General features: G+C 45.4%; 24 protein-coding genes and 2 tRNA genes. 20 read left to right on the top strand and 6 right to left on the bottom strand.

Features of this window, described 5'->3' with window-relative positions:
* Window positions 1–125: 125 nt before the first annotated feature.
* Together AC1YY3_RS06290 and AC1YY3_RS06295 are read left to right on the top strand one after the other, a co-directional pair.
* A complete protein-coding gene (locus AC1YY3_RS06290; RefSeq protein ID WP_481823393.1) occupies window positions 126–2,081 on the top strand; it encodes an acetoacetate--CoA ligase in 1,956 nt (651 codons plus the stop codon).
* Window positions 2,082–2,275: 194 nt separating this feature from the next.
* Window positions 2,276–3,604, top strand: a complete 1,329-nt coding sequence (locus AC1YY3_RS06295; RefSeq protein WP_482194374.1) for a Fic family protein — start codon at window positions 2,276–2,278, stop codon at window positions 3,602–3,604.
* Between the two features lie 74 nt (window positions 3,605–3,678).
* On the opposite strand, the gene AC1YY3_RS06300 is transcribed toward AC1YY3_RS06295, so the two are convergent.
* Window positions 3,679–4,581 carry a hypothetical protein gene (locus AC1YY3_RS06300; RefSeq protein ID WP_481823395.1) on the bottom strand — a complete coding sequence of 301 codons (903 nt, stop codon included), beginning with the start codon at window positions 4,579–4,581 and terminating at the stop codon, window positions 3,679–3,681.
* 139 nt (window positions 4,582–4,720) lie between these two features.
* On the opposite strand from AC1YY3_RS06300, the gene hppD reads away from it, so the two are divergent.
* Genes hppD through maiA form a run of 4 tightly spaced genes read left to right on the top strand, consistent with a single transcriptional unit; the run spans window position 4,721 to window position 8,506 of the window.
* On the top strand, window positions 4,721–5,776 hold the full coding sequence (hppD, locus tag AC1YY3_RS06305; protein ID WP_481823396.1) for a 4-hydroxyphenylpyruvate dioxygenase: 1,056 nt from the start codon (window positions 4,721–4,723) through the stop codon (window positions 5,774–5,776).
* Window positions 5,776–6,891, top strand: coding sequence for a homogentisate 1,2-dioxygenase (locus tag AC1YY3_RS06310; RefSeq protein ID WP_481823397.1), 1,116 nt, complete (start codon window positions 5,776–5,778; stop codon window positions 6,889–6,891). The genes hppD and AC1YY3_RS06310 overlap by 1 nt, the downstream gene beginning before the upstream one ends.
* Window positions 6,888–7,868, top strand: coding sequence for a fumarylacetoacetate hydrolase family protein (locus AC1YY3_RS06315; RefSeq protein ID WP_481823398.1), 981 nt, complete (start codon window positions 6,888–6,890; stop codon window positions 7,866–7,868). Before AC1YY3_RS06310 ends, AC1YY3_RS06315 begins: the two co-directional genes overlap by 4 nt.
* Complete coding sequence (maiA, locus tag AC1YY3_RS06320) at window positions 7,859–8,506, top strand: maleylacetoacetate isomerase (RefSeq protein WP_481823399.1); 648 nt, start codon at window positions 7,859–7,861, stop codon at window positions 8,504–8,506. Before AC1YY3_RS06315 ends, maiA begins: the two co-directional genes overlap by 10 nt.
* A gap of 27 nt (window positions 8,507–8,533) precedes the next feature.
* Here maiA and AC1YY3_RS06325 read toward each other — a convergent pair whose 3' ends face one another.
* Window positions 8,534–9,007, bottom strand: a complete 474-nt coding sequence (locus tag AC1YY3_RS06325; protein ID WP_481823400.1) for a Crp/Fnr family transcriptional regulator — start codon at window positions 9,005–9,007, stop codon at window positions 8,534–8,536.
* 377 nt (window positions 9,008–9,384) lie between these two features.
* Between AC1YY3_RS06325 and AC1YY3_RS06330 the strand changes: the two genes are divergently transcribed.
* A complete protein-coding gene (locus AC1YY3_RS06330; RefSeq protein ID WP_481823401.1) occupies window positions 9,385–9,555 on the top strand; it encodes a hypothetical protein in 171 nt (56 codons plus the stop codon).
* A 143-nt stretch (window positions 9,556–9,698) separates the two neighbouring features.
* On the opposite strand, the gene mazG is transcribed toward AC1YY3_RS06330, so the two are convergent.
* From mazG to gcvH, 4 genes are read right to left on the bottom strand one after another with little or no spacing between them, the layout of a single operon-like run.
* The gene (mazG, locus tag AC1YY3_RS06335) at window positions 9,699–10,502 is read right to left on the bottom strand and encodes a nucleoside triphosphate pyrophosphohydrolase (protein ID WP_481823402.1); all 804 of its coding nucleotides are present in this window, start codon (window positions 10,500–10,502) and stop codon (window positions 9,699–9,701) included.
* A 12-nt stretch (window positions 10,503–10,514) separates the two neighbouring features.
* Window positions 10,515–11,447 (bottom strand): carbohydrate kinase family protein, encoded by a 933-nt coding sequence (locus AC1YY3_RS06340; protein ID WP_481823403.1) that lies wholly within the window; start codon window positions 11,445–11,447, stop codon window positions 10,515–10,517.
* On the bottom strand, window positions 11,444–11,818 hold the full coding sequence (locus AC1YY3_RS06345; RefSeq protein WP_481823404.1) for a diacylglycerol kinase: 375 nt from the start codon (window positions 11,816–11,818) through the stop codon (window positions 11,444–11,446). Before AC1YY3_RS06345 ends, AC1YY3_RS06340 begins: the two co-directional genes overlap by 4 nt.
* Before the next feature lie 50 nt (window positions 11,819–11,868).
* Window positions 11,869–12,252, bottom strand: a complete 384-nt coding sequence (gene gcvH, locus AC1YY3_RS06350; RefSeq protein WP_481823405.1) for a glycine cleavage system protein GcvH — start codon at window positions 12,250–12,252, stop codon at window positions 11,869–11,871.
* Between the two features lie 123 nt (window positions 12,253–12,375).
* Here gcvH and AC1YY3_RS06355 point away from each other — a divergent pair, with 123 nt between their 5' ends.
* The 13 genes from AC1YY3_RS06355 (at window position 12,376) to hflC (ending at window position 22,006) form a co-directional block, all read left to right on the top strand.
* A complete protein-coding gene (locus AC1YY3_RS06355; RefSeq protein ID WP_481823406.1) occupies window positions 12,376–13,386 on the top strand; it encodes an efflux RND transporter periplasmic adaptor subunit in 1,011 nt (336 codons plus the stop codon).
* Between the two features lie 225 nt (window positions 13,387–13,611).
* Window positions 13,612–14,016 (top strand): 6-pyruvoyl trahydropterin synthase family protein, encoded by a 405-nt coding sequence (locus AC1YY3_RS06360; RefSeq protein WP_481823407.1) that lies wholly within the window; start codon window positions 13,612–13,614, stop codon window positions 14,014–14,016.
* Between the two features lie 11 nt (window positions 14,017–14,027).
* On the top strand, window positions 14,028–14,483 hold the full coding sequence (locus tag AC1YY3_RS06365; protein WP_481823408.1) for a DUF1249 domain-containing protein: 456 nt from the start codon (window positions 14,028–14,030) through the stop codon (window positions 14,481–14,483).
* 241 nt (window positions 14,484–14,724) lie between these two features.
* On the top strand, window positions 14,725–14,976 hold the full coding sequence (locus AC1YY3_RS06370; protein ID WP_481823409.1) for a hypothetical protein: 252 nt from the start codon (window positions 14,725–14,727) through the stop codon (window positions 14,974–14,976).
* Window positions 14,963–15,235, top strand: coding sequence for an antitoxin (locus AC1YY3_RS06375; protein WP_481823410.1), 273 nt, complete (start codon window positions 14,963–14,965; stop codon window positions 15,233–15,235). The genes AC1YY3_RS06370 and AC1YY3_RS06375 overlap by 14 nt, the downstream gene beginning before the upstream one ends.
* 159 nt (window positions 15,236–15,394) lie before the next feature.
* Complete coding sequence (gltX, locus tag AC1YY3_RS06380) at window positions 15,395–16,798, top strand: glutamate--tRNA ligase (protein WP_481823411.1); 1,404 nt, start codon at window positions 15,395–15,397, stop codon at window positions 16,796–16,798.
* Between the two features lie 47 nt (window positions 16,799–16,845).
* Window positions 16,846–16,921, top strand: a tRNA-Ala gene (locus AC1YY3_RS06385).
* A gap of 37 nt (window positions 16,922–16,958) precedes the next feature.
* A tRNA-Glu gene (locus tag AC1YY3_RS06390) sits at window positions 16,959–17,034 on the top strand.
* Window positions 17,035–17,100: 66 nt separating this feature from the next.
* Window positions 17,101–17,877 carry an alpha/beta fold hydrolase gene (locus tag AC1YY3_RS06395; protein ID WP_481823412.1) on the top strand — a complete coding sequence of 259 codons (777 nt, stop codon included), beginning with the start codon at window positions 17,101–17,103 and terminating at the stop codon, window positions 17,875–17,877.
* 235 nt (window positions 17,878–18,112) lie between these two features.
* A complete protein-coding gene (gene hfq, locus AC1YY3_RS06400) occupies window positions 18,113–18,355 on the top strand; it encodes an RNA chaperone Hfq (protein WP_481823413.1) in 243 nt (80 codons plus the stop codon).
* A gap of 69 nt (window positions 18,356–18,424) precedes the next feature.
* A complete protein-coding gene (gene hflX / locus AC1YY3_RS06405) occupies window positions 18,425–19,690 on the top strand; it encodes a ribosome rescue GTPase HflX (RefSeq protein WP_481823414.1) in 1,266 nt (421 codons plus the stop codon).
* Window positions 19,691–19,889: 199 nt separating this feature from the next.
* Complete coding sequence (gene hflK, locus AC1YY3_RS06410) at window positions 19,890–21,140, top strand: FtsH protease activity modulator HflK (RefSeq protein ID WP_481823415.1); 1,251 nt, start codon at window positions 19,890–19,892, stop codon at window positions 21,138–21,140.
* Window positions 21,140–22,006 (top strand): protease modulator HflC, encoded by an 867-nt coding sequence (gene hflC / locus AC1YY3_RS06415; RefSeq protein WP_481823416.1) that lies wholly within the window; start codon window positions 21,140–21,142, stop codon window positions 22,004–22,006. The genes hflK and hflC overlap by 1 nt, the downstream gene beginning before the upstream one ends.
* The last annotated feature ends 44 nt before the right edge of the window (window positions 22,007–22,050 follow it).

Raw genomic sequence — 22,050 nt, forward strand, 5'->3', positions numbered from 1 at the left:
CTAAATTGCATACCAAGGCTACATGACTATTGGCCTGTATTTCCAATTTCAGGGGTAGAACACCACCTGAACTTACCTGACTCGAAGCCACTCTTAAGGTGTGTGTCTAGCCATCGGTGACCAACATGAATCGAGTCCTTTGGCAACCTTCGCCAGAACGTCAGGCTTACGCCAATATTACCTGCTTCATGACATTGGTGGGAGAGCGCTATGGTGTTGCTGTTACCGAATACGCCGCCCTTTACGAATGGTCTATCGAAAACCCCGCCGCTTTTTGGGATTTGCTGTGGGATTTTGCCGAAATAAAGGCAGTCCGGAAAGGGGATATGGTTTTAGCGCATGAAAATAGTGCGCCCGGAGCTCTTTGGTTTCCTGATGCACGGCTCAATTATGCGGAAAATTTATTAAGACAAGTTAATAATCGACAGTTTGCCATTAGTTTTCATAGCGAAAACGGCAAGATCCAGCGACTTACTTATGCTGAGCTTTGTAGCCGTGTTTCCCAGCTTACCCAGGCGTTGCGGAATGACGGCATCAAGGCTGGTGACCGAATAGCCGGAGTTTTGCCGAACCTTCCCGAAACCATTATAGCCATGTTGGCAACCGCCAGCCTTGGTGCAATCTGGAGTAGCTGTTCGCCGGATTTCGGGATTCCCGGTATCGTAGACCGCTTCAGCCAAATAGCTCCCAAGGTATTGTTTGTATGCGATGGCTACACTTTTAACGGTAAGGCATTTGATCGCCTGGATCAGGTTGAAGCTTTGCTTAAAGCACTTCCATCGGTTCAAAAAACCGTATTAGTTCCTTATCTGCACAGCGAACCGCCCAATGTTATAAACAAGGTATCGCTCTGGCAAGACTATCTGGCCGATTTTTCGCAAGGCCAACCCATTGAATTTGTGCAGATGGCGTTCGACGATCCCTTATTTATCCTTTATTCTTCCGGCACCACAGGGCCACCGAAATGTATCGTGCATGGTGTCGGCGGGACTTTGCTCCAGCACTTGAAAGAACACAAACTGCATGTGGATGTCCATCCTGGTGACCGCCTGTTTTATTACACCACTTGCGGCTGGATGATGTGGAACTGGCTGGCTTCCGGCTTGGCATCCGGTGCGGAACTGGTGCTTTATGACGGCTCGCCGCTGTATCCCAAAGTTGACGCATTGTTTGACTTGATTGATAAATTTCAAATCAATATCTTTGGGGTTTCCGCCAAGTATTTAGATGCCATCAAAAAAGCTGCTGTTAACCCCAAAAACACCCACAACCTGTCATCGCTCAATACCATATTGTCCACCGGATCTCCCTTGATGCCGGAAGGGTTTGATTATGTGTACGAGTCGATCAAATCCGATGTCTGCCTGTCTTCTATTTCCGGCGGTTCGGATATTATTTCCTGCTTTGTGCTAGGTTGTCCGATCCTTCCTGTACGTCGAGGAGAAATCCAGTGTCGCGGGTTGGCAATGGACGTGGATGTTTATGATGAAAACGGTCAGTCGTTGCGGGGCGAAAAAGGCGAACTGGTCTGTAAGTCTCCGTTCCCTTCCATGCCAATAGGTTTCTGGAATGACCCAGATGGAAGCCGTTATCATGCGGCCTATTTTGAAAAATATCCGGAAATTTGGTGGCACGGCGATTATGTGGCGTTGACGGAAAGCGGTGGTATGATTATTTATGGCCGTTCGGATGCGGTACTCAATCCTGGCGGCATTCGAATCGGAACGGCAGAAATTTACCGGCAAGTAGAGCAGGTCGATGAAGTCCTGGAAAGCTTGGTGGTTGGGCAGGACATCGACGGCGATTGTAAGATCATACTGTTTGTTGCCCTGCGTAAAGGCGTGGAATTAACTGAGCCATTGAAGCTGAAGATCAAACAGCAGATCAGGCAAAACGCTTCTCCCCATCACGTTCCGGCAGAAATCCTGCAAGTGACCGATATTCCGCGTACCAAAAGCGGCAAAATTGCGGAGTTGGCGGTACGCAATATCATTCATGGGCTTCCGATAAAAAACCAGCATGCCTTGGCTAATCCTGATGTGCTGGAGCAGTATTATCGTTTTAAAGCGTTGGTGAGTTGAAACTTGGGCAATTTTCCGTATACCAAGCCAATATTCAGGAAAGAAGTTGATGCTTTTATATGATCTACCAATTAAATACCGATAACTACCAAATTGGTATTTAATGGGTAAGGTGCTAAAATTAAAGCTATAAACCGTGCGCCTCTAATCAACATACTATGCATATCCCGATTTCGCCACCCGAATACAGCAAATTGCTCGAAGAGATTGTAAAACAATCTTCCCCCAAACGGCTCATTGACATATTTTCCTCCAGAATTTCTCCTGAACCTAAAGGAAAGTACTATCACTGGGATAAGTTAAGGCATCTGAAAGATGCCCCAAATGGCTTAAACCATAGGGAGTGGTGGTTTGGGATCAAATCAGCAAGACAGTCGCTATATCAGGCACTCCCCCACAAGGCAAAAAACGGTTCTTCCTTTGTCTACGCCGAAACTAATTCAATGCGGAGTTTATTGCATAAGATCGATTTACATGGCGGGGGAGAATTAAAATCAACTGCCCAAGTAGCAAACCCTGCTACACGAGATAGCTATTTGATCAACTCTTTGATTGAAGAGGCTATTACTTCAAGCCAACTTGAGGGTGCTGCCACTACTAGAAAAGTAGCTAAAGAAATGCTACGTGAAAAACGGTTACCACGAGACCGTTCGGAGCGGATGATTGTAAACAATTACAGGGCGATGGAATTTATAAATGAAATCGGCAATGAAGATTTGACTCCTGAAATAATCTTAAGACTACAAGAAATACTAACAGAAAATACTTTGGATAACGAAAACGCTATCGGCAAATGGCGCGGCAATGACGAAGTTTATGTGAGTGATGAAAGGGACGCTACAATCCTGCATATTCCCCCAACCTATAAAGAAGTGCCTAGCAGAATTGAAAAAATCTGTAATTTTGCCAATGACAGAAACCAAAATGAGTTCCTTCACCCCGTGATTCGGGCCGTTTTACTGCATTTTTTATTGGCCTATGACCACCCATTTGAAGACGGAAACGGACGCACTGCCCGTGCATTGTTCTATTGGTCAATGCTTCGGCAAGGATATTGGACAATGGAATTTGTCTCAATTTCTAAAATACTCAAAAAAGCACCAGCCCAATATAACCGTTCGTATTTATATACAGAAACAGACCAGGATGATGTAACTTATTTCATCCTGCATCAGTTGAAGGTTATTTTGCGATCGATTGAAGAACTTCTTGAATATTTGAAGAAAAAGTCTGACGAACAACGAGATTTAGAAAGCGTAATACATAAATCCACAACATTGCAACAAACACTAAACTATCGCCAACTTGCTGCATTAAACAGAGCTTTAAAATTACCCAATACAATTTTTACAGTAGAAAGTCATCGAGGGTCACATAATGTAACTTATGACACGGCTAGGACTGATTTGTTGCTGCTAGAGAAGTATGGGTTGTTTAATAAATCCAAAAGAGGGCGTGCTTTTATTTTTATGGCAACGGGAGATTTACGGGAAAAATTAGCAAGTCTTTCTTCGCCGGAATAACAACTGAATTCTTACCTACTGCATTTCAATATGGGCTTGTATGTATTTGGGTAAGAGTGGAGGTGGTTAACGCTTTAATGAACCGCCGCCAACTCATGCCTTTGTTCATCCAACCCATCCCAAAATGCCGCAACACCGTCCAGCATTTCATTGCCGTAATGGATAAATCTGTCTTCGTCGAGTTCCAAAGTGAAATACAGTTCCTCCAATTCTTCCTGGGTATGGGCAGCATGTTGGCATTCCAGTTGGTCGTGCCAGATGAAAAATCCCAGAGGTAAGTGAGTTCCATTCCGTTCGTTAAACAGGTGGAAACCTTTGATTAATTGCCCCCAAAATCCGGCGGCGGCCCAGTTTTCAACTGCATAACTGGCGGCTTGAGACACTTGGTAGTCATCACCGCCATAAAGCCGGATCAGTTCATCGCAGAAAAACAGCGTGGATTTTGTGCCGTGTTTGGGTTGGCCTATTTCGGCAAACGAAAGGCCGAGCTTTTTTGCCAGGTTATACAGCCACTCAAAATGACCTGCGCCAAAGTGAAAAACACCGCCTTCTACGCTGCCTTCCGTAGAGCCAAGATTGTCCCTGCCGCTTGTCTGCCGAGTCGGTTTGAAGCGTACACCGATTTCATTCGCCAAAATTTCTTTTGATGCCCGCATACTTTCCAGCGTATCGGCATGGATCATCTTGTGCAATTGGGCGATTAGGAACTGGTTGGAAAACACCGAAAATTGGATGATAAAAGCCTTGATTTGTGCCAGATTCTGGTCGCCATGTTCAAACCATACCGCGTAGCGGTTGTCGGTAATGACGCGATGCTTTAGCAGTTCCGTATTGATACGCTGTTGAAACTTGAGAAACCGTTTTGCTTTATCGAAGGAATATTCATTCCGCCCTTCACTGAGCGCTATCAGTGATGGCGTTGTCAATCCCTCGATATGATGCTTATGTGCAAAATCGGCTAATTGCTCGTTTAGCATGATGCACCTCCGGTAAAGGTTGCGATTTGTTATCGATTTGACATAAGCCGGATTAGATAAGTTTCAGACGTTAAAGCAGTGAAACTTAATAATAAAATTCGAGTCAGATTATTCATATAATGAAAGCGGAGACAGTGCAATGAACAGTGCAGCAAATCCGGTTGGGACAGATGGCTTTGAATTCGTCGAATACACCGCACCGGATACCCGTGAGTTAGAACGATTATTTACCCTTATGGGTTTCGCCGCCATCGCAAAACACCGTTCCAAGGATGTGGTGCTTTACCGGCAAGGACAAATCAATTTCATCATCAACCATGAGCCGGACAGTTTCGCCCAAGCTTTTGCGAAAGTGCATGGTCCGTCCATTTGTGCCTTTGCGATTAGGGTCAAAAATGCTGCTGAATGCTTCAACCGTGCCATCAAATTGGGTGCCCAGCCCTATCAAGGCCATATCGGGCCGATGGAACTCAACATTCCGGCAATCCGTGGCATAGGGCGCAGCCTTATCTATCTGGTGGATCGTTATGGTGAGGAGCATTCCATTTATGACGTGGATTTTATACCGCTAGAAGACGTGAATCCACGACCTATAGGGGTTGGGCTGACCGCTATCGACCACTTAACCCATAATGTTTACCACGGCGGCATGGACAAATGGGCGGAATTTTACCAATGGTTATTCAATTTTCGTGAAATCCGCTATTTTGATATCCACGGTAAGGTTACCGGATTGAAATCCCGCGCCATGACCAGCCCTTGCGGCAAGATTCGTATCCCGATCAACGAACCGACCGATTCCAAATCACAAATCCAGGAATATCTGGATGTATACCACGGCGAGGGCATACAGCATATCGCCCTGTTTACCGATGACATCTACGCTACAGTGGAACAATTGCGCGGTAACGGTATCCAGTTTATGGACATTCCTGATACCTACTATGATGCGGTCGATGCAAGGGTGCCAGGCCATCATGAGGCATTGGAACGGTTGCGTAAAGACAGGATATTAATAGACGGCGCACCTGAACGCGGTGCTGGGTTGTTACTGCAAATTTTCACCAATACCGTGATCGGCCCCATCTTCTTTGAAATCATCCAACGCAAAGGCAATGAAGGTTTTGGGGAAGGCAATTTTCAAGCGTTGTTTGAAGCTATCGAGAATGACCAGATCAAAAGGGGCGTGATCTGATGCCTTGGATCAATATACCCAAAGTAGAAGGTCAATCATCACGGCAAGCGCATACAGACCTTCCGGCAAATACTTTCGAGCGGGAATTAGGCAAGGAAGGGTTTTATGGGCCTGCCACCCAGATGTACCATCGTCACCCGCCTACGTCTTGGGTAAGGGTTGAAGGCAAGTTACGTCCCCATGCTTTTGACACCAAAAAACTGGCACTTTCAGGAAGCTGCCCGTGGGATGCGAGCTTGCTATTCAGCAACGCCAACACGCAAATACGCTTTATGAAGTTGGAAAACGACATGGATCATCTGGTCAGGAATGCTGATGGCGACGAATTGCTCTTCGTGCATCAAGGTGCAGGTGAATTATTCTGCGATTACGGTCATTTAAATTTTGGCGAAGGCGATTATATTCTGCTGCCGCGTGGCACGATGTGGCGCATGAACGTGAGGGAACGTGTTAGTGCATTGCTGGTCGAGGCGACCAACGACAGCTACCGATTGCCGGAAAAAGGGCTGATTGGAAACCAGGCGATTTTCGATCCTGCCATTTTGGATGTGCCTAAAATTGATGATGCGTTCCTTGCCCAGCAAAATGAAGCGGAATGGAAGGTGGTGGTCAAAAAAAGCAATCAACTGAGTACGATTACCTACGCTTTCAATCCATTGGACGCCGTCGGCTGGCACGGCACGTTGATGCCAGTACGCCTTAATTGGCGGGACATCAGGCCATTGATGAGCCAACGCTACCATGTGCCGCCTTCAGCCCATACCACTTTCACTACCAGCCGTTTTGTCGTCTGCACCTTCGTGCCACGGCCTTTTGAAACCGACCCTAACGCATTGAACGTGCCTTTTTTCCATAGCAATGATGATTATGATGAACTGATTTTCTATCATGCCGGCCAGTTTTTTTCTCGGAATCATATCTACCCAGGCATGATAAGCTTGCACCCCAGTGGAATCCCGCACGGCCCGCATCCCAAAGCCTTGCAGAATGCCGAGAAAAAACGCGGGACGATGACGGATGAGGTGGCGGTGATGATTGATACCCGAAATGCGTTGGAAATTTCCGACGAGGCCAAAACAATCGAGTGGCTTGGTTATGTGGATTCTTGGAAATGAAACTTGCCACCCTTAAAACTGCTGACCGGGACGGCAGTCTGGTCGTCGTTAACCGCGAACTGACCAAAGTGAAACCTGTTCCCGATATTGCATTGACCCTGCAAGCAGCACTGGATAACTGGAGAGAGGTAGAACCTCAACTGCAATGGGTTTATAAGATACTTAACGAAGGCGAGTGTGAAAGTATTCCTTTCGATCCTTGCCAAGTGGCTGCCCCATTGCCCAGGGCTTACCAATGGCTGGACGGCAGTGCCTATTTGAGCCACGTCGAACGGGTGCGGAAAGCGCGTGGAGCGGAAATACCGGAAAATTTATACCATGACCCATTAATGTATCAAGGGGCTTCGGATAACATGCTGGGTGCTTGTGACCCAATAGAAGCCGCCAGCGAAGGCTGGGGCATCGATTTTGAAGCCGAAGTCGGCGTGATTACTGATGATGTGGCATATGGCGTATCCGTCAATGATGCTGCCGCCCATATCAAGCTGGTCGTGTTGGTTAACGATGTTTCATTGCGGAACCTGATCCCAGATGAACTTGCCAAAGGCTTTGGTTTCCTGCACGGCAAACCGGCCAGTGCTTTTTCACCCGTTGCAGTCACGCCCGACGAACTGGGTACGGCTTGGGAAAATAGCAAATTACACTTGCCCTTAAATGTCACTTGGAATGACAAGTTAGTGGGCAATGCCAATGCTGGCGAGGATATGCAATTCAGTTTTGCGAGGTTGATCCATCATGCCGCCAAGTCACGAAAACTGGCTGCCGGCACGATTATTGGCTCCGGTACGGTCAGTAATGTTGACCCGACGAAAGGGTATTCCTGCATTGTCGAAAAGCGGGTCGTTGAAATCATAGAAACCGGTTCAGCCATTACAGAATACTTAAGATATGGGGATAAAATACGGATAGAAATGCGGGATGGACAAGGACATTCAATCTTCGGTGCAATAGAACAGGAAGTCAGGCCGTGTCAGTAATCCTGTACAGTTATTTCAGGAGTTCCGCCGCGTATCGGGTACGTATTGTGTTGAACCTGAAAAATATTGACTATGAAATCCGCCCCGTTCACTTGCTCAAAAACGGCGGTGAACAATTCAATGTCGATTATCTGGCGCTTAATCCACAGGGACGGGTACCCGTCCTGGTGGTGGAAAATAAGGTTCTGACCCAATCATCCGCGATTATCGAGTATCTGGAAGAAGCCTACCCATCACCGCCGTTGCTGCCTGCTAATGCCATAGAACGCACTTATGTCCGCTCATTTTCCCAAATCATTGCTTGTGACATCCACCCACTCAATAATTTGCGGGTGTTGAACTACCTAAAAGGCACACTTAAAAATGACTTTGAACAGGCTTGGCGAATCCATTGGATACAAGAAGGATTTACCGCCCTGGAACAGCTACTGCAAAAAAGTGATTACTGGGGAAGGTTTTGTTTTGGTGACACACCCAGCATGGCTGATGCCTTCCTAATACCACAAGTCTACAATGCCCTGCGTTTTGAATGCGAAATGAACAGTTTTCCACTAATTAGCTGTATTTATGAAAATTGTATGCAGCAAACCGCATTTTTAAATGCCACGCCGGAAAATCAGCCAGATGCAGAATCCTGACTTAATCTAAGCTAGCTTGCTTCAATACTAAGCAAATCCAGGCGGATTCCATTCATCCATCATCTTCTGGCGCGCCACATCAAGACGCGTCGACATCAACGCCGCAAATTTCTTCAGCAGTTCGTAGCCGACTCTCGGATTCTGCTCACATCGCGCCAGTATGGCTGCTCCGTCAAACATCAACAATTCTGAATCTTCTTCGGCTTCGGCTTGAAAATTCCATTTATAAGGGGAAATCAGCCAAGACCAGCCCAAGACTTGATTCTTGCCCAATGTCTGGATTTCTAGGCTAGGACCAATTATTGACGGAATTTTTATCGCAATAAGTCCCGTGTAAACCACATAGAATGCGTTCGCGTTTTCACCCTGAAGAAACAGGATTTGCCCTTTTTTGATAACGAATTCGCTAGAACAATCACATAGGAATTTCAGGATATCGTCATCGAGTCCGGAAAAAAAATCGTGTTCGGACAGATATTCGGCTGTCGATTGGCTACTCATTTCAAACCTCCAAAAAGCAATGGCTGCGAAGGCGCTTAATATTAAGTTTAACGGTCGTTCTGATTTAATCAAACATTTGTTTGTTTAGGCTCGCTAAAGCAATCCACTTATGAAATATAAGAACTAACCTTATAAAAGTAACTTACTGAATTTGATGTATTAAATCTTAGAGCATTAATTGCCTCAGCCACTTTATACTGCGTAATTAAGGGGATATTCTTAAGATGCTGTGCAACTATCATCATGATACAGACATAAAAAACTGACGTATCGACTCAGTAGGCTATAGATTCTGATATCTTCAATTATCGCCAAGGCTATAACAATACGGGCGGAAAACCCGTCGGAACTCGCTGAGTTGTGATTAAGAGACAGGTTTGAAACCCCGTCTGGTGTGGAGTGGCGTAACACTACATCTGTTCGATGATGTCTTGACTGCTTGTCTTACCGAGAGCGATCTTGTCGCCAACGTCCAGCAGTTATTCGATAAAGTGATGGCACTGGGTGCTGAGGATAATATGAGTGCGGTGGCTATTGCTATGATTTAAAGCGATATTTACAATCGAACAAAAGGAGTCTTCGATATTCTGGCTTGGCAACGCGGGAGAAGTTGCCGAGAAGGTTGGGATGAGGGCTTTAAAATCCACCCCTAAACCTCTCCCAGAGGGAGAGGGGATTATTAGAGATTCCATTAAGCTTGTTTTTTAAGTGCCAACTTCGCTTCATCCCAATATATATCAAGTTCAGCGAGTTGGCATTCTCTTAAGTCACGACCTGTTGCCGCCACTTTTTGTTCTATGTACTGGAAGCGTTTGGAGAATTTTTTAGTGCTGTGTTTAAGCGCGAGTTCAGGGTTGATGTTTAAATGCCGCGCCAAGTTGACGGTGACCAATAACAAATCGCCTATTTCTTCTTCAATGTGCGCTTGATCGCCCGAAGCCCAAGCTTCCTTGACTTCATCGAGTTCTTCTTGCACCTTATCGAAAACGGGTTCAACTGCTGTCCAGTCGAAACCAAAATTAGCGGCGCGATCCTGAATTTTTTCGCATTCGAGCAGGGCAGGGAGGCTGGCTGCCATGCCATCCAATACGCTGATTTGTTTTGGGTTTTTGTGTTTTTCTTGGCGCTCGTCTGCTTTGGCTTGTTCCCAAGCTTGATGGCGTTCGGCATCGCTGTTGTAGACGGCATCGGCAAATACGTGCGGATGTCGGCGTACTAACTTGTTACAAATTGCCTCTGATACTTGCTCAAAGGTGAAGTGTCCGCGTTCAGCCGCAATTTGGGCATGGAAGACGACTTGCAGCAGCAAATCACCCAACTCAGCGCACAAATCATCCATATCATTGCGCTCAATGGCATCAACGACTTCGTACGCTTCTTCGATAACGTAGGGAATTAAACTGTTGAAATCCTGCTTAATATCCCAGGCGCAACCATCTTCCGGTTGGCGCAACCGCGCCATGATGTCTAACAGTTGCTGGGTGTTTTTAAGCATGTAGTGCTAGGTTCAGAAGGAAGTCCCGAAATTGTCGAGATAGCGTTGCTGGAAGCCGTCCATATCGAAAGTATGATTTTGGGTGCCATTGTGTTCTATTTTGATCGCGCCCATCAAGGAGGCAATACGCCCCGTGGTTTCCCAGTCTAAATCGTTCATCAAACCGTATAAAAGCCCCGCACGATAAGCATCGCCGCAACCTGTTGGATCGACGATGGCTTTGGGTTTGGCGGCACGTATGGAGATGCAACGTCCGTCAGTGTAGATTTTGGAGCCTTGACCGCCTAAGGTAATGATTAAGGCATCAACTTTGGCAGCGATGTCTTCAAGTGACAAGCCCGTGCGTTCCTGCATAAGCTCTGATTCGTAATCGTTCAATGTCAGCCAAGTGGCTTGCTCGATGAATTGCAGTAATTCTTCGCCATTAAACATTGGCATACCTTGGCCGGGATCGAAAATAAAAGGAATGTCTGATTCTTTAAATTGTTCGGCATGTAATTGCATACCTTCTTTGCCATCGGGCGAAACGATGCCTATCCTGATGCCTCCATTACTAGGGACGGAGTTCAAATGTGATGAACTCATCGCACCCGGATGGAAGGCGGTAATCTGGTTGCCGGCTTCGTCTGTGGTGATATAGGCTTGTCCGGTGTAGCTGTTGTCCAGCACCTTGATAAATTCGCTGGACAGGCTGTTTTGCCCCAGCCATTGTGCGTAGGGTTCAAAATCATGCCCTACGGTTGCCATGATTAACGGCTTCTCGCCCAGCAATTTTAGGTTATATGCAATATTGCCCGCACAACCACCGTATTCACGGCGCATGACTGGCACCAAAAATGAAACATTCAGGATGTGGACTTTTTCGGGCAGGATGTGGTTTTCAAACTTATCGTGAAACACCATGATGGTGTCGTACGCCATAGAACCACAGATTAATGCACTCATTGTATTCCTCGTAATAATAAGATAGATGTCCAGGTAATGCCCGCCCATACCAGCGATAACATGACGGCTGCGGAGCCGATGTCTTTGGCGCGTCCTGATAATTCGTGATGTTCAAGACCGACGCGATCAACCACCGCTTCGACCGCAGAATTAAGCAATTCGACGAGCAAAACCAATACCATACTGCCGACCAAAAGCAGTTTTTCGATAGTGGTTTCGCCCAACCACAAGCCCAAAGGTGTGGTCACTACAAACAGTAGGACTTCCTGCCGGAAGGCTTCTTCATGTTGCCAAGTTGCCTTGAAACCGTAATAAGAGAACACGCAGGCATTGAGTATGCGTTTGATGCCTTTAGCATTTTGGTTAGCCATTGTAGATTACACGCTTTTTGATGGTTGTAAGGGGGGGGGTTAGGTACTGCTTATTCGTCAATAACTTGTTGATATTCTTCTGCACTCATCAGGTCATCCAAACTAGATAAATCATTGGCCTTGATACAAAAAAGCCAAGTGCCAAAAGCATCATCATTGACCAGTTCAGGTTCATCTACGAGTGCTTCATTGACGGCAATGACCACCCCGGAAACGGGGCTGTACAAATCTGATGCGGTTTTAACAGATTCAACCACGGCACATTGTTCTTCTGCTTGCAGACTACGACCCACTTTGGGCAAGTCGATATAAACCAGGTCGCCCAATTCCTGCTGGGCAAAATCGGTGATGCCCACACGGACAATGTTATCTTTTTCCAAGCGCACCCACTCATGGGATGGCGCATATTTTAAATCAGTTGGCAAATTCGTCATTTACGTTCTCAACAGCTTAGGGTCACTATTTTTGATAATCTTTGGAAACTGCTATTTTTATTCATTGGGATTGTTGCTAGGCATTATACTTTAAGCATCTCTTATTAACGACCCGTCTGTGACATGGTTTTTTCTCACAATACCAAAATATTGCTAAATGCCGTTTTGATTTTGCTGGCTATTGACCCTATTACAATAGCAATTGCAGATGACGATACTGTGAAAATGCCGAAATCACAGCACTCTACAGTTGTTATAGACAGTCAAACTCAAGCCACATCAGGGCTGAAGACGATGGTGGTTACAACCAGTCAGCACCACGCGGAATTCGAGGCAATCGGTAAAGTCATCAGCATCCAGCCTTTGCTGGTACTAAGAGAACGTTATTTGGTAGCGCAAGCTGAACTCAACGGTGCTAAAGCTAGATTGAAGCAGACCTGGCAAAGCCTTAAACGGCAGCAGGAATTATTTCGCAATGGCATAACAGCCAAGCGCTCTTTGCAGGAGCAGGAGGCACAGGGTTTGGGCGATCAAGCGTTGGTTGATGCGGCTCAGATAAGGCTGATGGCTATCGCCAGTGAAACTAGGTTGATGTGGGGAAAGGAACTTGCCGACTGGGTGTTGTCTGATAAAACAGGTAAGTTGAAAGCGTTTTTGTCAGACCAACAGCAGCTATTGCAAATTACTTTGCCTGCTAATAAGCAGTTAACAAGTGAAGTTGATACACTATTCGTAGAACCTTCAGGGCAACGTAATAAGGCGCATTCAGCGAGCTTAATTTCGCGCTCTACCCAACTTGATAGCAGCTTACAAGGTGAAAGTTATTTTTTTCAGACCAATGCTGATGGACTTAACATTGGTACGAAAGTAACCGCTTGGATACCCGAACCTACTATTGAGCAGTCTGGGGTTGTTGTCCCTGAGACAGCAGTAATCTGGTATATGGATCAGGTTTATGTTTACATTAAGGCCGCCAAAGACATTTACACGCGTCGGCTAATCAAAGCATTTTTGCTTACTCCCGATGGCTATTTTGTAAAAGATGATATAAAAGCAGGTGAGGAAGTCGTAATAATCGGTGGACAAATGTTGCTATCCGAGGAGTTACGAGGGCAAATACCGGATGAGGATTGATTCCGCTCATGGTTCGACCATTCGGCAAGCTCATGACTCACCACGAACGGAATCAATCCACTGCCGTTCGTCCTGAGCTTGTCGAAGGACTTATTAAGTAATCAAACTAAAATTTTCAGGTATTTTTAATGTCAAACTGGAGTGCAAACCTAGGTTTGCACTCCTAAACACTAAACTGAAGACTTATGCTTTGGTACTTAGGCATTTTCTTAGAATTTAATAATTATGTTCACCATCACCAAAGAAGTCTATTTTTGCTACGGACACCGCCTGATGAACCATCCAGGCAAGTGCCGACACCTGCATGGGCATAGCGTCAAGGCGGCTATCTCCATAATGCAGGAAACTCTGAACGAGCAAGGAATGGTTTGCGATTTTGCCGACATTAGGGAATGTGTTGAAGCGTTTATCGACCAACATCTTGATCACAATTTCCTGCTGCACAAGGATGATCCACTTATTCCTGCGCTGAAGGCAAACAATGAACGCTTTTGGGCGTTGGATGAGCATCCTACGGCGGAAGTCTTAAGCAAAATGATCTATCAGCATTTGAAAGCAACAGGTTTTAATGTATCCCAAGTCGTGCTGTGGGAAACCGCCAGTGCTTATGCGTGTTATCAGGAAGAATAAGACCAATCGCCATGAGCTTTTTAAACCCCATCAACAAATCCGAATGCTTGGAGCAAGTGTGTGCGTCTAATTATGAGAAGCTATTCCGCTTAATACCTGAGCTATCCAACATAGAAGGCAATGCCATCGGTTTGGCAAGCAACAACACGACCTTGCATGTGCAAATTATCGAGCAGACCGCTTATACCTTGACAATAGAATTAAGCCATTGCTTTAGCAATAAACCGGATGAGTTGCTGGAGCCTGCGGTAAGGATCCGAATTTATCTGGATGCACAATTGGCTGAGGTGTTGAGCGACCATGCCAGAGCCAGTGTAACGCATGTCTTCAAAGATTTTGGCTTGTGCCGCGAAATCATGAACTACAAATGGCGGCTCAATTTTTTCCTGCAAAAGTGGTTGGATCATTGCCTGACGAAAGGTTATCAGTTCAGCACGCAATCGAACTTGGTCAAAGAAATAGCATAGTTCGTAGATACCGTCTTAAAACCCAAGTGTCAAGGCTTATTTTACTGCGAAAAGATCGCGTATGTTGGGTATTTGTAGGTTGGCGGTGAGGTACGAACCCCAACGCCTTTGATCGCATTTTGTTGGGGTTCGTACCTCACCCACAACCTACTTTCCCGTTTTGGTTGAGTACACAAAGCACACATCGTATGCTATTATGCGTTGCATGAAGCACTACACTTGGAACCCTGAAAAGAACAAGATGCTCAAAAAAGAGCGTAATATTGGCTTTGAAGATGTAGTGTTTCACATTGAGGCGGGCGATGAAGTTAATATCTTGGAACATCCCAACAAGGAACGTTATCCAAACCAAAAAATCTCGGTGGTTGTTATCGAAGGCTACGCCTATTTAGTGCCGTTCGTTGAATCGGACGTGGAAATTTTTCTAAAGACCATCATCCCCAGCCGCAAAGCCACAAAACTTTATGTAGGTGACCACAATGAAAAAACTTGATCCTGAAGAACAAGCACTTTTAGATGATTTTGATGCTGGCATTCTTGCGCGAGTTCCTGAGCTTAAGGCCGAACTTGAACGGCATAAAGATTATGCGGCAGCGACATTTCAAAAAGACAGCCGGATCAATATTCGTATTTCATCCAAAGACTTACGTTTGCTCCAAAAACGTGCCTTGAGCGAGGGTTTGCCTTATCAAACGCTTATTTCCAGCCTCTTGCATAAATATGTCGAGGGACGGCTGACGGAGCATAGCTAAGGTAGTTCTGACTAAATCCTTCGACGACCAAAGGAAGTGCCTGTGGTACAAGCCCAGCACCCGAAGGGTACTTGTGACCTTTGGTTATAAAGACGAACGGCGGCTTTACTTTGTTCAATACATCCTCGTACTTAACCATTCTCAGAAAAAATAGAATAAATGACCATTAGAACCCGCTTTGCCCCCAGCCCGACCGGCTATCTTCATGTTGGTGGCGCACGTACCGCGCTGTTTTCCTGGCTTTATGCTCGCAAACATCAAGGAAAATTCATCTTAAGGATTGAAGATACCGACCTTGAGCGATCAACTCAAGAATCTGTCGATGCTATTTTAGAAGGCATGGATTGGTTAGGTTTAACCTACGACGAAGGCCCTTATTACCAAACCCAACATTTTGAGCGTTACAAGGAAGTGATTCAGCAATTGCTAGCCCAAGGCAATGCTTATCGTTGCTATTGCAGCAAAGACGAATTGGAGCAGTTACGTGAGCAGCAGATGGCGAACAAGGAAAAGCCACGCTATAACGGCAAATGCCGCCATTTAACTGAGCCGCAGGTCGGTAAAGGTTTCGTGGTGCGCTTTAAAAATCCTGTGGACGGCGCAGTGACCATTAATGATTTGGTCAAGGGCGATATTACGGTTGCCAATAAGGAATTGGATGATCTTATCATTGCCAGAACTGACGGCTCACCGACGTATAATTTAACGGTGGTGGTTGATGATATGGATATGCATATTACCCATGTTGTTCGCGGTGATGACCATGTTAATAACACGCCCAGGCAAATCAATATCCTCAAGGCTTTAGGAGCGAAATTACCTAAATACGCCCATTTGCCAATGATATTGGGTTCTGATGGTGCGCGTTTGTCTAAACGGCATGGTGCCGTTAGCGTAATGCAGTTCCGTGACGAAGGTTATCTACCTGAAGCCTTGTTGAATTATCTGGTGCGCCTAGGCTGGTCGCATGGCGATCAGGAAATTTTTTCGATTGATGAGATGATTGACAATTTCAGCCTGGAAGCCATCAACGTATCGGCTTCTGCTTTCAATATGGAAAAGTTGCTGTGGTTGAACCATCATTACATCATGAATGGTGATCCTGCCCATGTAGCCAAATATTTGGTCTGGCATCTTGAGCAACGTGGCATTGATTTGACGCAAGGCCCTGAACTTGTCGATGTGGTCTTGGCGCAACGGGAACGCTGTAAAACGCTGGTCGAAATGGCGGCGGCTAGTTTCTATTTTTATCAAGATTTCGATGCTTACGATGAAAAAGCCGCCAAAAAGAATTTTACGGCAGGTTCCGATTTGGTATTGTCGAATCTCCATGATGAATTTTCGCAGTTGCAATCTTGGGAGCGTGAGCCATTGCACGCAACCGTTATCAATCTGGCAGAAAAAATGGCTTTGGGTTTGGGCAAAGTCGCGCAACCGTTACGAGTGGCAGTTTGTGGGTCAGGAATGTCGCCATCCATAGACCTAACCTTAGCATTGCTGGGAAAAGAAACCACGTTAGTGAGGATACAAAAGGCGATTAAGTACGTGCAGGCTTTAAATTAATTCTGGACTTAAACGGTAGATGTTGTAGAATGCGCGGTCTGAGTTGAGGGGCCATAGCTCAGCTGGGAGAGCGCTTGCATGGCATGCAAGAGGTCAGCGGTTCGATCCCGCTTGGCTCCACCAAAAATAAATAGATTTAAAATAGACTGAACATGTTTTAGTCCCCATCGTCTAGTGGCCTAGGACACTGCCCTTTCACGGCGGTAACAGGGGTTCGAACCCCCTTGGGGACGCCATACGCTAAGGCTGTCATTTGACAGCCTTTTTTATGCCTAAAATTTTACTATACCGCTTTTGCTCTGATGAATACTGTCGAACTGGCTTATGAGGAGCTGGGTAAGGACAATCCAGTCCCACTTATTATTCTGCATGGTTTTTTTGCCTCATCGCGTAATTGGCGAAAAATAGCCGAACGGCTTTCGTCCACATATCACGTTTATGTATTGGATATGCGTAATCATGGTTTATCACCGCACCATGCGATAATGGATTACCCCAGCATGACTGCTGATGTCCTGCGATTTATGGATGTCCATAAACTAGTAACTGCACACATCCTGGGGCATAGCATGGGCGGTAAGATTGCGATGTGGTTGGCGTTGAATCATCCTGAGCGTATGAAAAAGTTGCTAGTGGTTGATATTGCACCCAAAAGTTACACGCATAATTTTGATAAGACGATTCGCGCATTAATCGATTTGCCGCTGGTTAGCATTCAGCATCGTAAGCAAGCAGAGCAAATGTTGGCTAAGGATATCCCCGAACCCAGCTATCGCCAATTTCTGTTGCAAAATCTGGTTCTAAAGGCAGGCAGTTATCACTGGCGGATTGATTTGGCTATTTTTTTGCGGATGGCACCGAATATTGTTGCTTTTCCAGAAATTCAAGATTTGTCGCCCTATTCAGATCAGACACTATTCGTTGCTGGCGCGAATTCTTCCTATCTCGCTCAAAAAGATACGCTACACTTATTCCCTAATGCGTTGTTTGAAACAATTGCAGATGCTGGGCATTGGTTACACGTTCAACAACCAGAAATTTTTACAGAAGTGGTTGAAAATTTTTTACAAAGGGGGTAAAAATTACCCCTTGCTATTGTAAAAAATGCAGACATAATTGAACTTTGGCACTAATCCGCAATCAAGGCAGTTGCTTGGATTTATTCATTGTTGGTGCGGCTGAAGATTACCCTAGTAACAGTATCTTCGAGAAATAGCCCCACCGATATGATGTTCTATGTATTTATACACATTGAACGGAGATATGAAAATACTTGGTTGCTAATCACTAAAAATAAATATAAGGAGAAATCGGATGTCGAAAGGTCAAAACTTACAGGATAATTTCCTCAATGCACTCAGAAAAGAACATACGCCGGTATCCATATTTTTGGTCAATGGCATCAAGCTACAGGGCAAGGTCGATTCTTTCGATCAATACGTCATTATGCTTAAAAACACAGTCAGCCAGATGGTTTACAAACACGCAATTTCAACGATAGTCCCTGCCAAAACCGTGAAATTGACGCGGGATGATGAATCTCCATCTGAGGAATAACCCTGTCAACACAAGTGTTTGCTGCTAACCGTGCGGGTTTCATAATCGAAAAGCTAATGAGGTATGTGATTGTTTGATCGCCCAGATTCGGGCGAGCGAGCCATTCTTGTTCACCTAAGCTTTCGCGCCCATCAAGAAGATCTCCTGGAATTAAAAGAGCTGGCAAAATCGGCAGGTGCTGATCCAGTTCACGTCGTCATAGGTAGCAGAAAAAGCCCGGACGCTAAATATTTTGTCGGCAAAGGTAAGCTGGAAGAGCTTAAAAGTGCAGTTGAGGAATTTTCTGCGGATACCGTTTTATTTAACCATGCCTTATCGCCCAGCCAGGAAAGAAACCTTGAAGGATTTCTGGGTGTTAGAGTGGTGGATAGAAATGGACTTATATTAGATATTTTTGCACAGCGAGCGCAGTCATTTGAAGGCAAATTACAGGTTGAACTGGCGCAGTTAAAACATCTTTCTACCCGATTAGTTCGCGGTTGGACGCATTTAGAGCGGCAAAAGGGTGGTATCGGTATGCGCGGCCCCGGTGAAACCCAGCTAGAAACCGATAGGCGACTGGTTGCGGTGCGTATCAAACAAATCCAAAAACGTCTGGATAAAGTGGATAAGCAACGCCATCAAGGTCGCAGCAAGCGCAAGAAAGCTGAAATTCCTGCCGTTTCATTAGTAGGCTATACCAATGCCGGAAAATCCACCTTATTCAATAGCTTAACGGGTGCTGATATATACGCCGCTGATTTATTGTTTGCAACTTTAGATCCCACCTTACGTAATTGCCGTTTGCCCAATAATACCGACATTGTGCTGGCGGATACGGTAGGTTTTATCCGTCACTTACCGCATGAATTAGTCGCCTCCTTCAAATCCACCTTGCAGGAAGCCAGTGAAGCGGACTTATTACTGCATGTGGTTGATGTTAATTCTGAGAATCGGGATGGCATCATTAAAGAGGTCAAGCAGGTGCTGAGTGAGATAGGTGCCGATAACATTAGGTGCATAGAAGTCTTCAATAAAATTGACTTGCTGGATGATAGAAAACCCAGAGTAGACCGGGATGATGAGGGCAATCCGATACGGGTTTGGCTTTCCGCCCAAACAGGGCAGGGCATTGATCTGCTACTCAATGTGTTAGCAGAACAGTTTGCTCCTGCCAAAAACAGGCGGAAATGTTTTCTGAGATCAGACCAAGGCCAAATTAGAGCCAAATTATTTACTTGCGCAAAAATTATTCACGAGCATATTAATGATTCGGGTGGTAGCGATTTGATAATTGAGATAGATAACAAATACCTAGGGTTATTAAGTGCCGTCGAAACCGAAGAATGTGTTTAGAAATACTATTGACTTACCAAACACTCAACGTAATCTGCATCAGCAAAAGCAGCAGGTTGGGGAAGTTTATCAATCAGAATTCGATTAATTACGATACAATGAAGGGATAGCATAAGTCACGAGTCAATGGTGTTATCTGTCGTTAAACAGAAACATCCTGAGTGAAAAGATAATAAATAATCCAATACGGAGCAAAAATATGTCGTGGAATGAGCCAGGCGGTGACAAAAAAGATCCTTGGAGTGGTCGAGGGGATCAAAAAGGACCGCCCGATTTAGATGAAGCAATTCGTTCATTACAAGAAAAACTAAGCAATATCTTCGGTGGTACCAAAAGCGGAGGTGGCGGTAACGGAGGTGGTTCCCACAGCGCATTTTCCACTGGCAACATAATGAAAAATATGGGGATTATAGCCGTCTCGATATTGGTTATTTGGCTGTTGAGCGGTTTTTATATCATTGACGAAGGTGTGCAAGGCGTTGAAACCCAGTTTGGTAAATACACCAGAACAACAGATTCCGGTCTAAATTGGCATATTCCTGCGCCTATCGAGCAGGTCGAAAAAATTAATGTTCAACAACAACGTTATATCGAAGTTGGCTATCGCTCAGGCGGAAGTGGTACAGCGCAAGGCGCAGTGGCAGTACCCAAAGAAGCGTTAATGCTGACCAAAGACGAAAATTACATTGATGTCCAATTGGCCGTTCAATATCAGGTTAAAGACGCGAAATCTTTGCTGTTCAATCTGGTTGATCCCGAAGCCACACTAAAGCATGTTACCGAAAGCGCATTACGCGGCGTTATCGGTGGCAGTAATATGGATTTCGTTTTGACAGAAGGTCGTAGCGAAGTGGTTGCTCAAGCTAAAAAAGAAATTCAAGAAGTGATGGATGCTTATAATTCTGGCGTACAAGTCACTAGTGTTAACTTGCAAGATGCCCAGCCACCTGAGCAAGTGCAAAATGCCTTTGAAGACGCTATCAAAGCACGAGAAGATCAACAGCGGTTTATCAACGAAGCGCAAGCCTACGCTAACGATGTCGTGCCAAAAGCGCGGGGTGCAGCGGCAAGAAAGTTACAAGAAGCCGAAGGTTACAAAGAGCAAGTCATCGCCCAGGCCGAAGGTGAAACCAACCGCTTTACCAAGCTGGTGACGGAATACAAAAAAGCCCCAGAGGTGACCAGAAAACGGCTCTATCTGGAAGCCATGGAAACCGTTATGTCTGAAACCAATGCTGTGATGATAGATGTTAAAGGCGGCAATAACATGATGTACTTGCCTTTGGACAAAATGATTCAGCAAAAACAAGCAATGGTTCAAACTGAAGAAGTTAATTCGCAGCCTGAAATAGATCGCCGATCACCCAAACATGCGCCTATTGAAGAAGAGCAACAACAGCAAGTGATTGATAGACCTTCAATGCGCGGTCGTGAAGGAAGGGGACGATAATGTTAGAGAATAAAATAGTGTTAGGTGTTGGTGCGCTTGTGGTTATCACCGTGATGTGCGTATTTACAGTGGGACAAACCGAGAAAGCCATCAAGTTCAAACTCGGTCAAATCCAGAAATCTGATTATGAACCGGGTTTGCATTTTAAATGGCCGTTCATCAACAACATCAAGAAATTTGATGCCAGAATCCAAACAATGGATTCCAAGCCTGAGCGGTTCTTGACAGCAGAAAAGAAAAACGTCATCGTTGATTCGTTCGTAAAATGGCGCATTGGCGATGTCAACAAGTTTTATACTGTGGTGTCCGGTGATATTAGCCAAGCCAATTTACGTTTGGATCAAATCATCAAGGATGCGTTTCGTGGTGAATTTGGTAAACGCAATATTAAGCAGCTTGTATCAACTGATCGGCACGCCATCAGGGAGATTTTGATCAAAAACTCAAAACCGCTCGCGGCTAATTTGGGTATGGAAATTGTTGACGTTCGGGTAAAGCGGATTGATTTGCCGGAAGAAGTCAGCAGCTCCGTGTTCCGCAGGATGGAAGCAGAGCGTGAGCGGGTTGCTCGTGAGTTCCGTTCGCAAGGCTCTGAAGCGGCTGAAAGAATACGTGCTGATGCAGACAGACAACGTGTTGTAACTTTAGCCAACGCATTCCGCGATTCAGAAAAATTACGCGGTGAGGGCGATGCCAAATCAACGGATATTTATGCGAAAAGCTACGGTGCTGACGCTGAGTTTTTTGCGTTCAGCCGAAGTTTAAACGCTTACAAAAAGACTTTTGCTAGCTCAGGTAGTATGATGGTCATTGATCCCGAATCTGATTTTTTCAAGTATTTTAAAAATCAAGGTTCAGGAAAATAAACTGATTTAATAAAGTTAATAAGATCAATCTGTTGGTGGACAAA

It is taken from the genome of Methyloglobulus sp., from assembly GCF_964779595.1.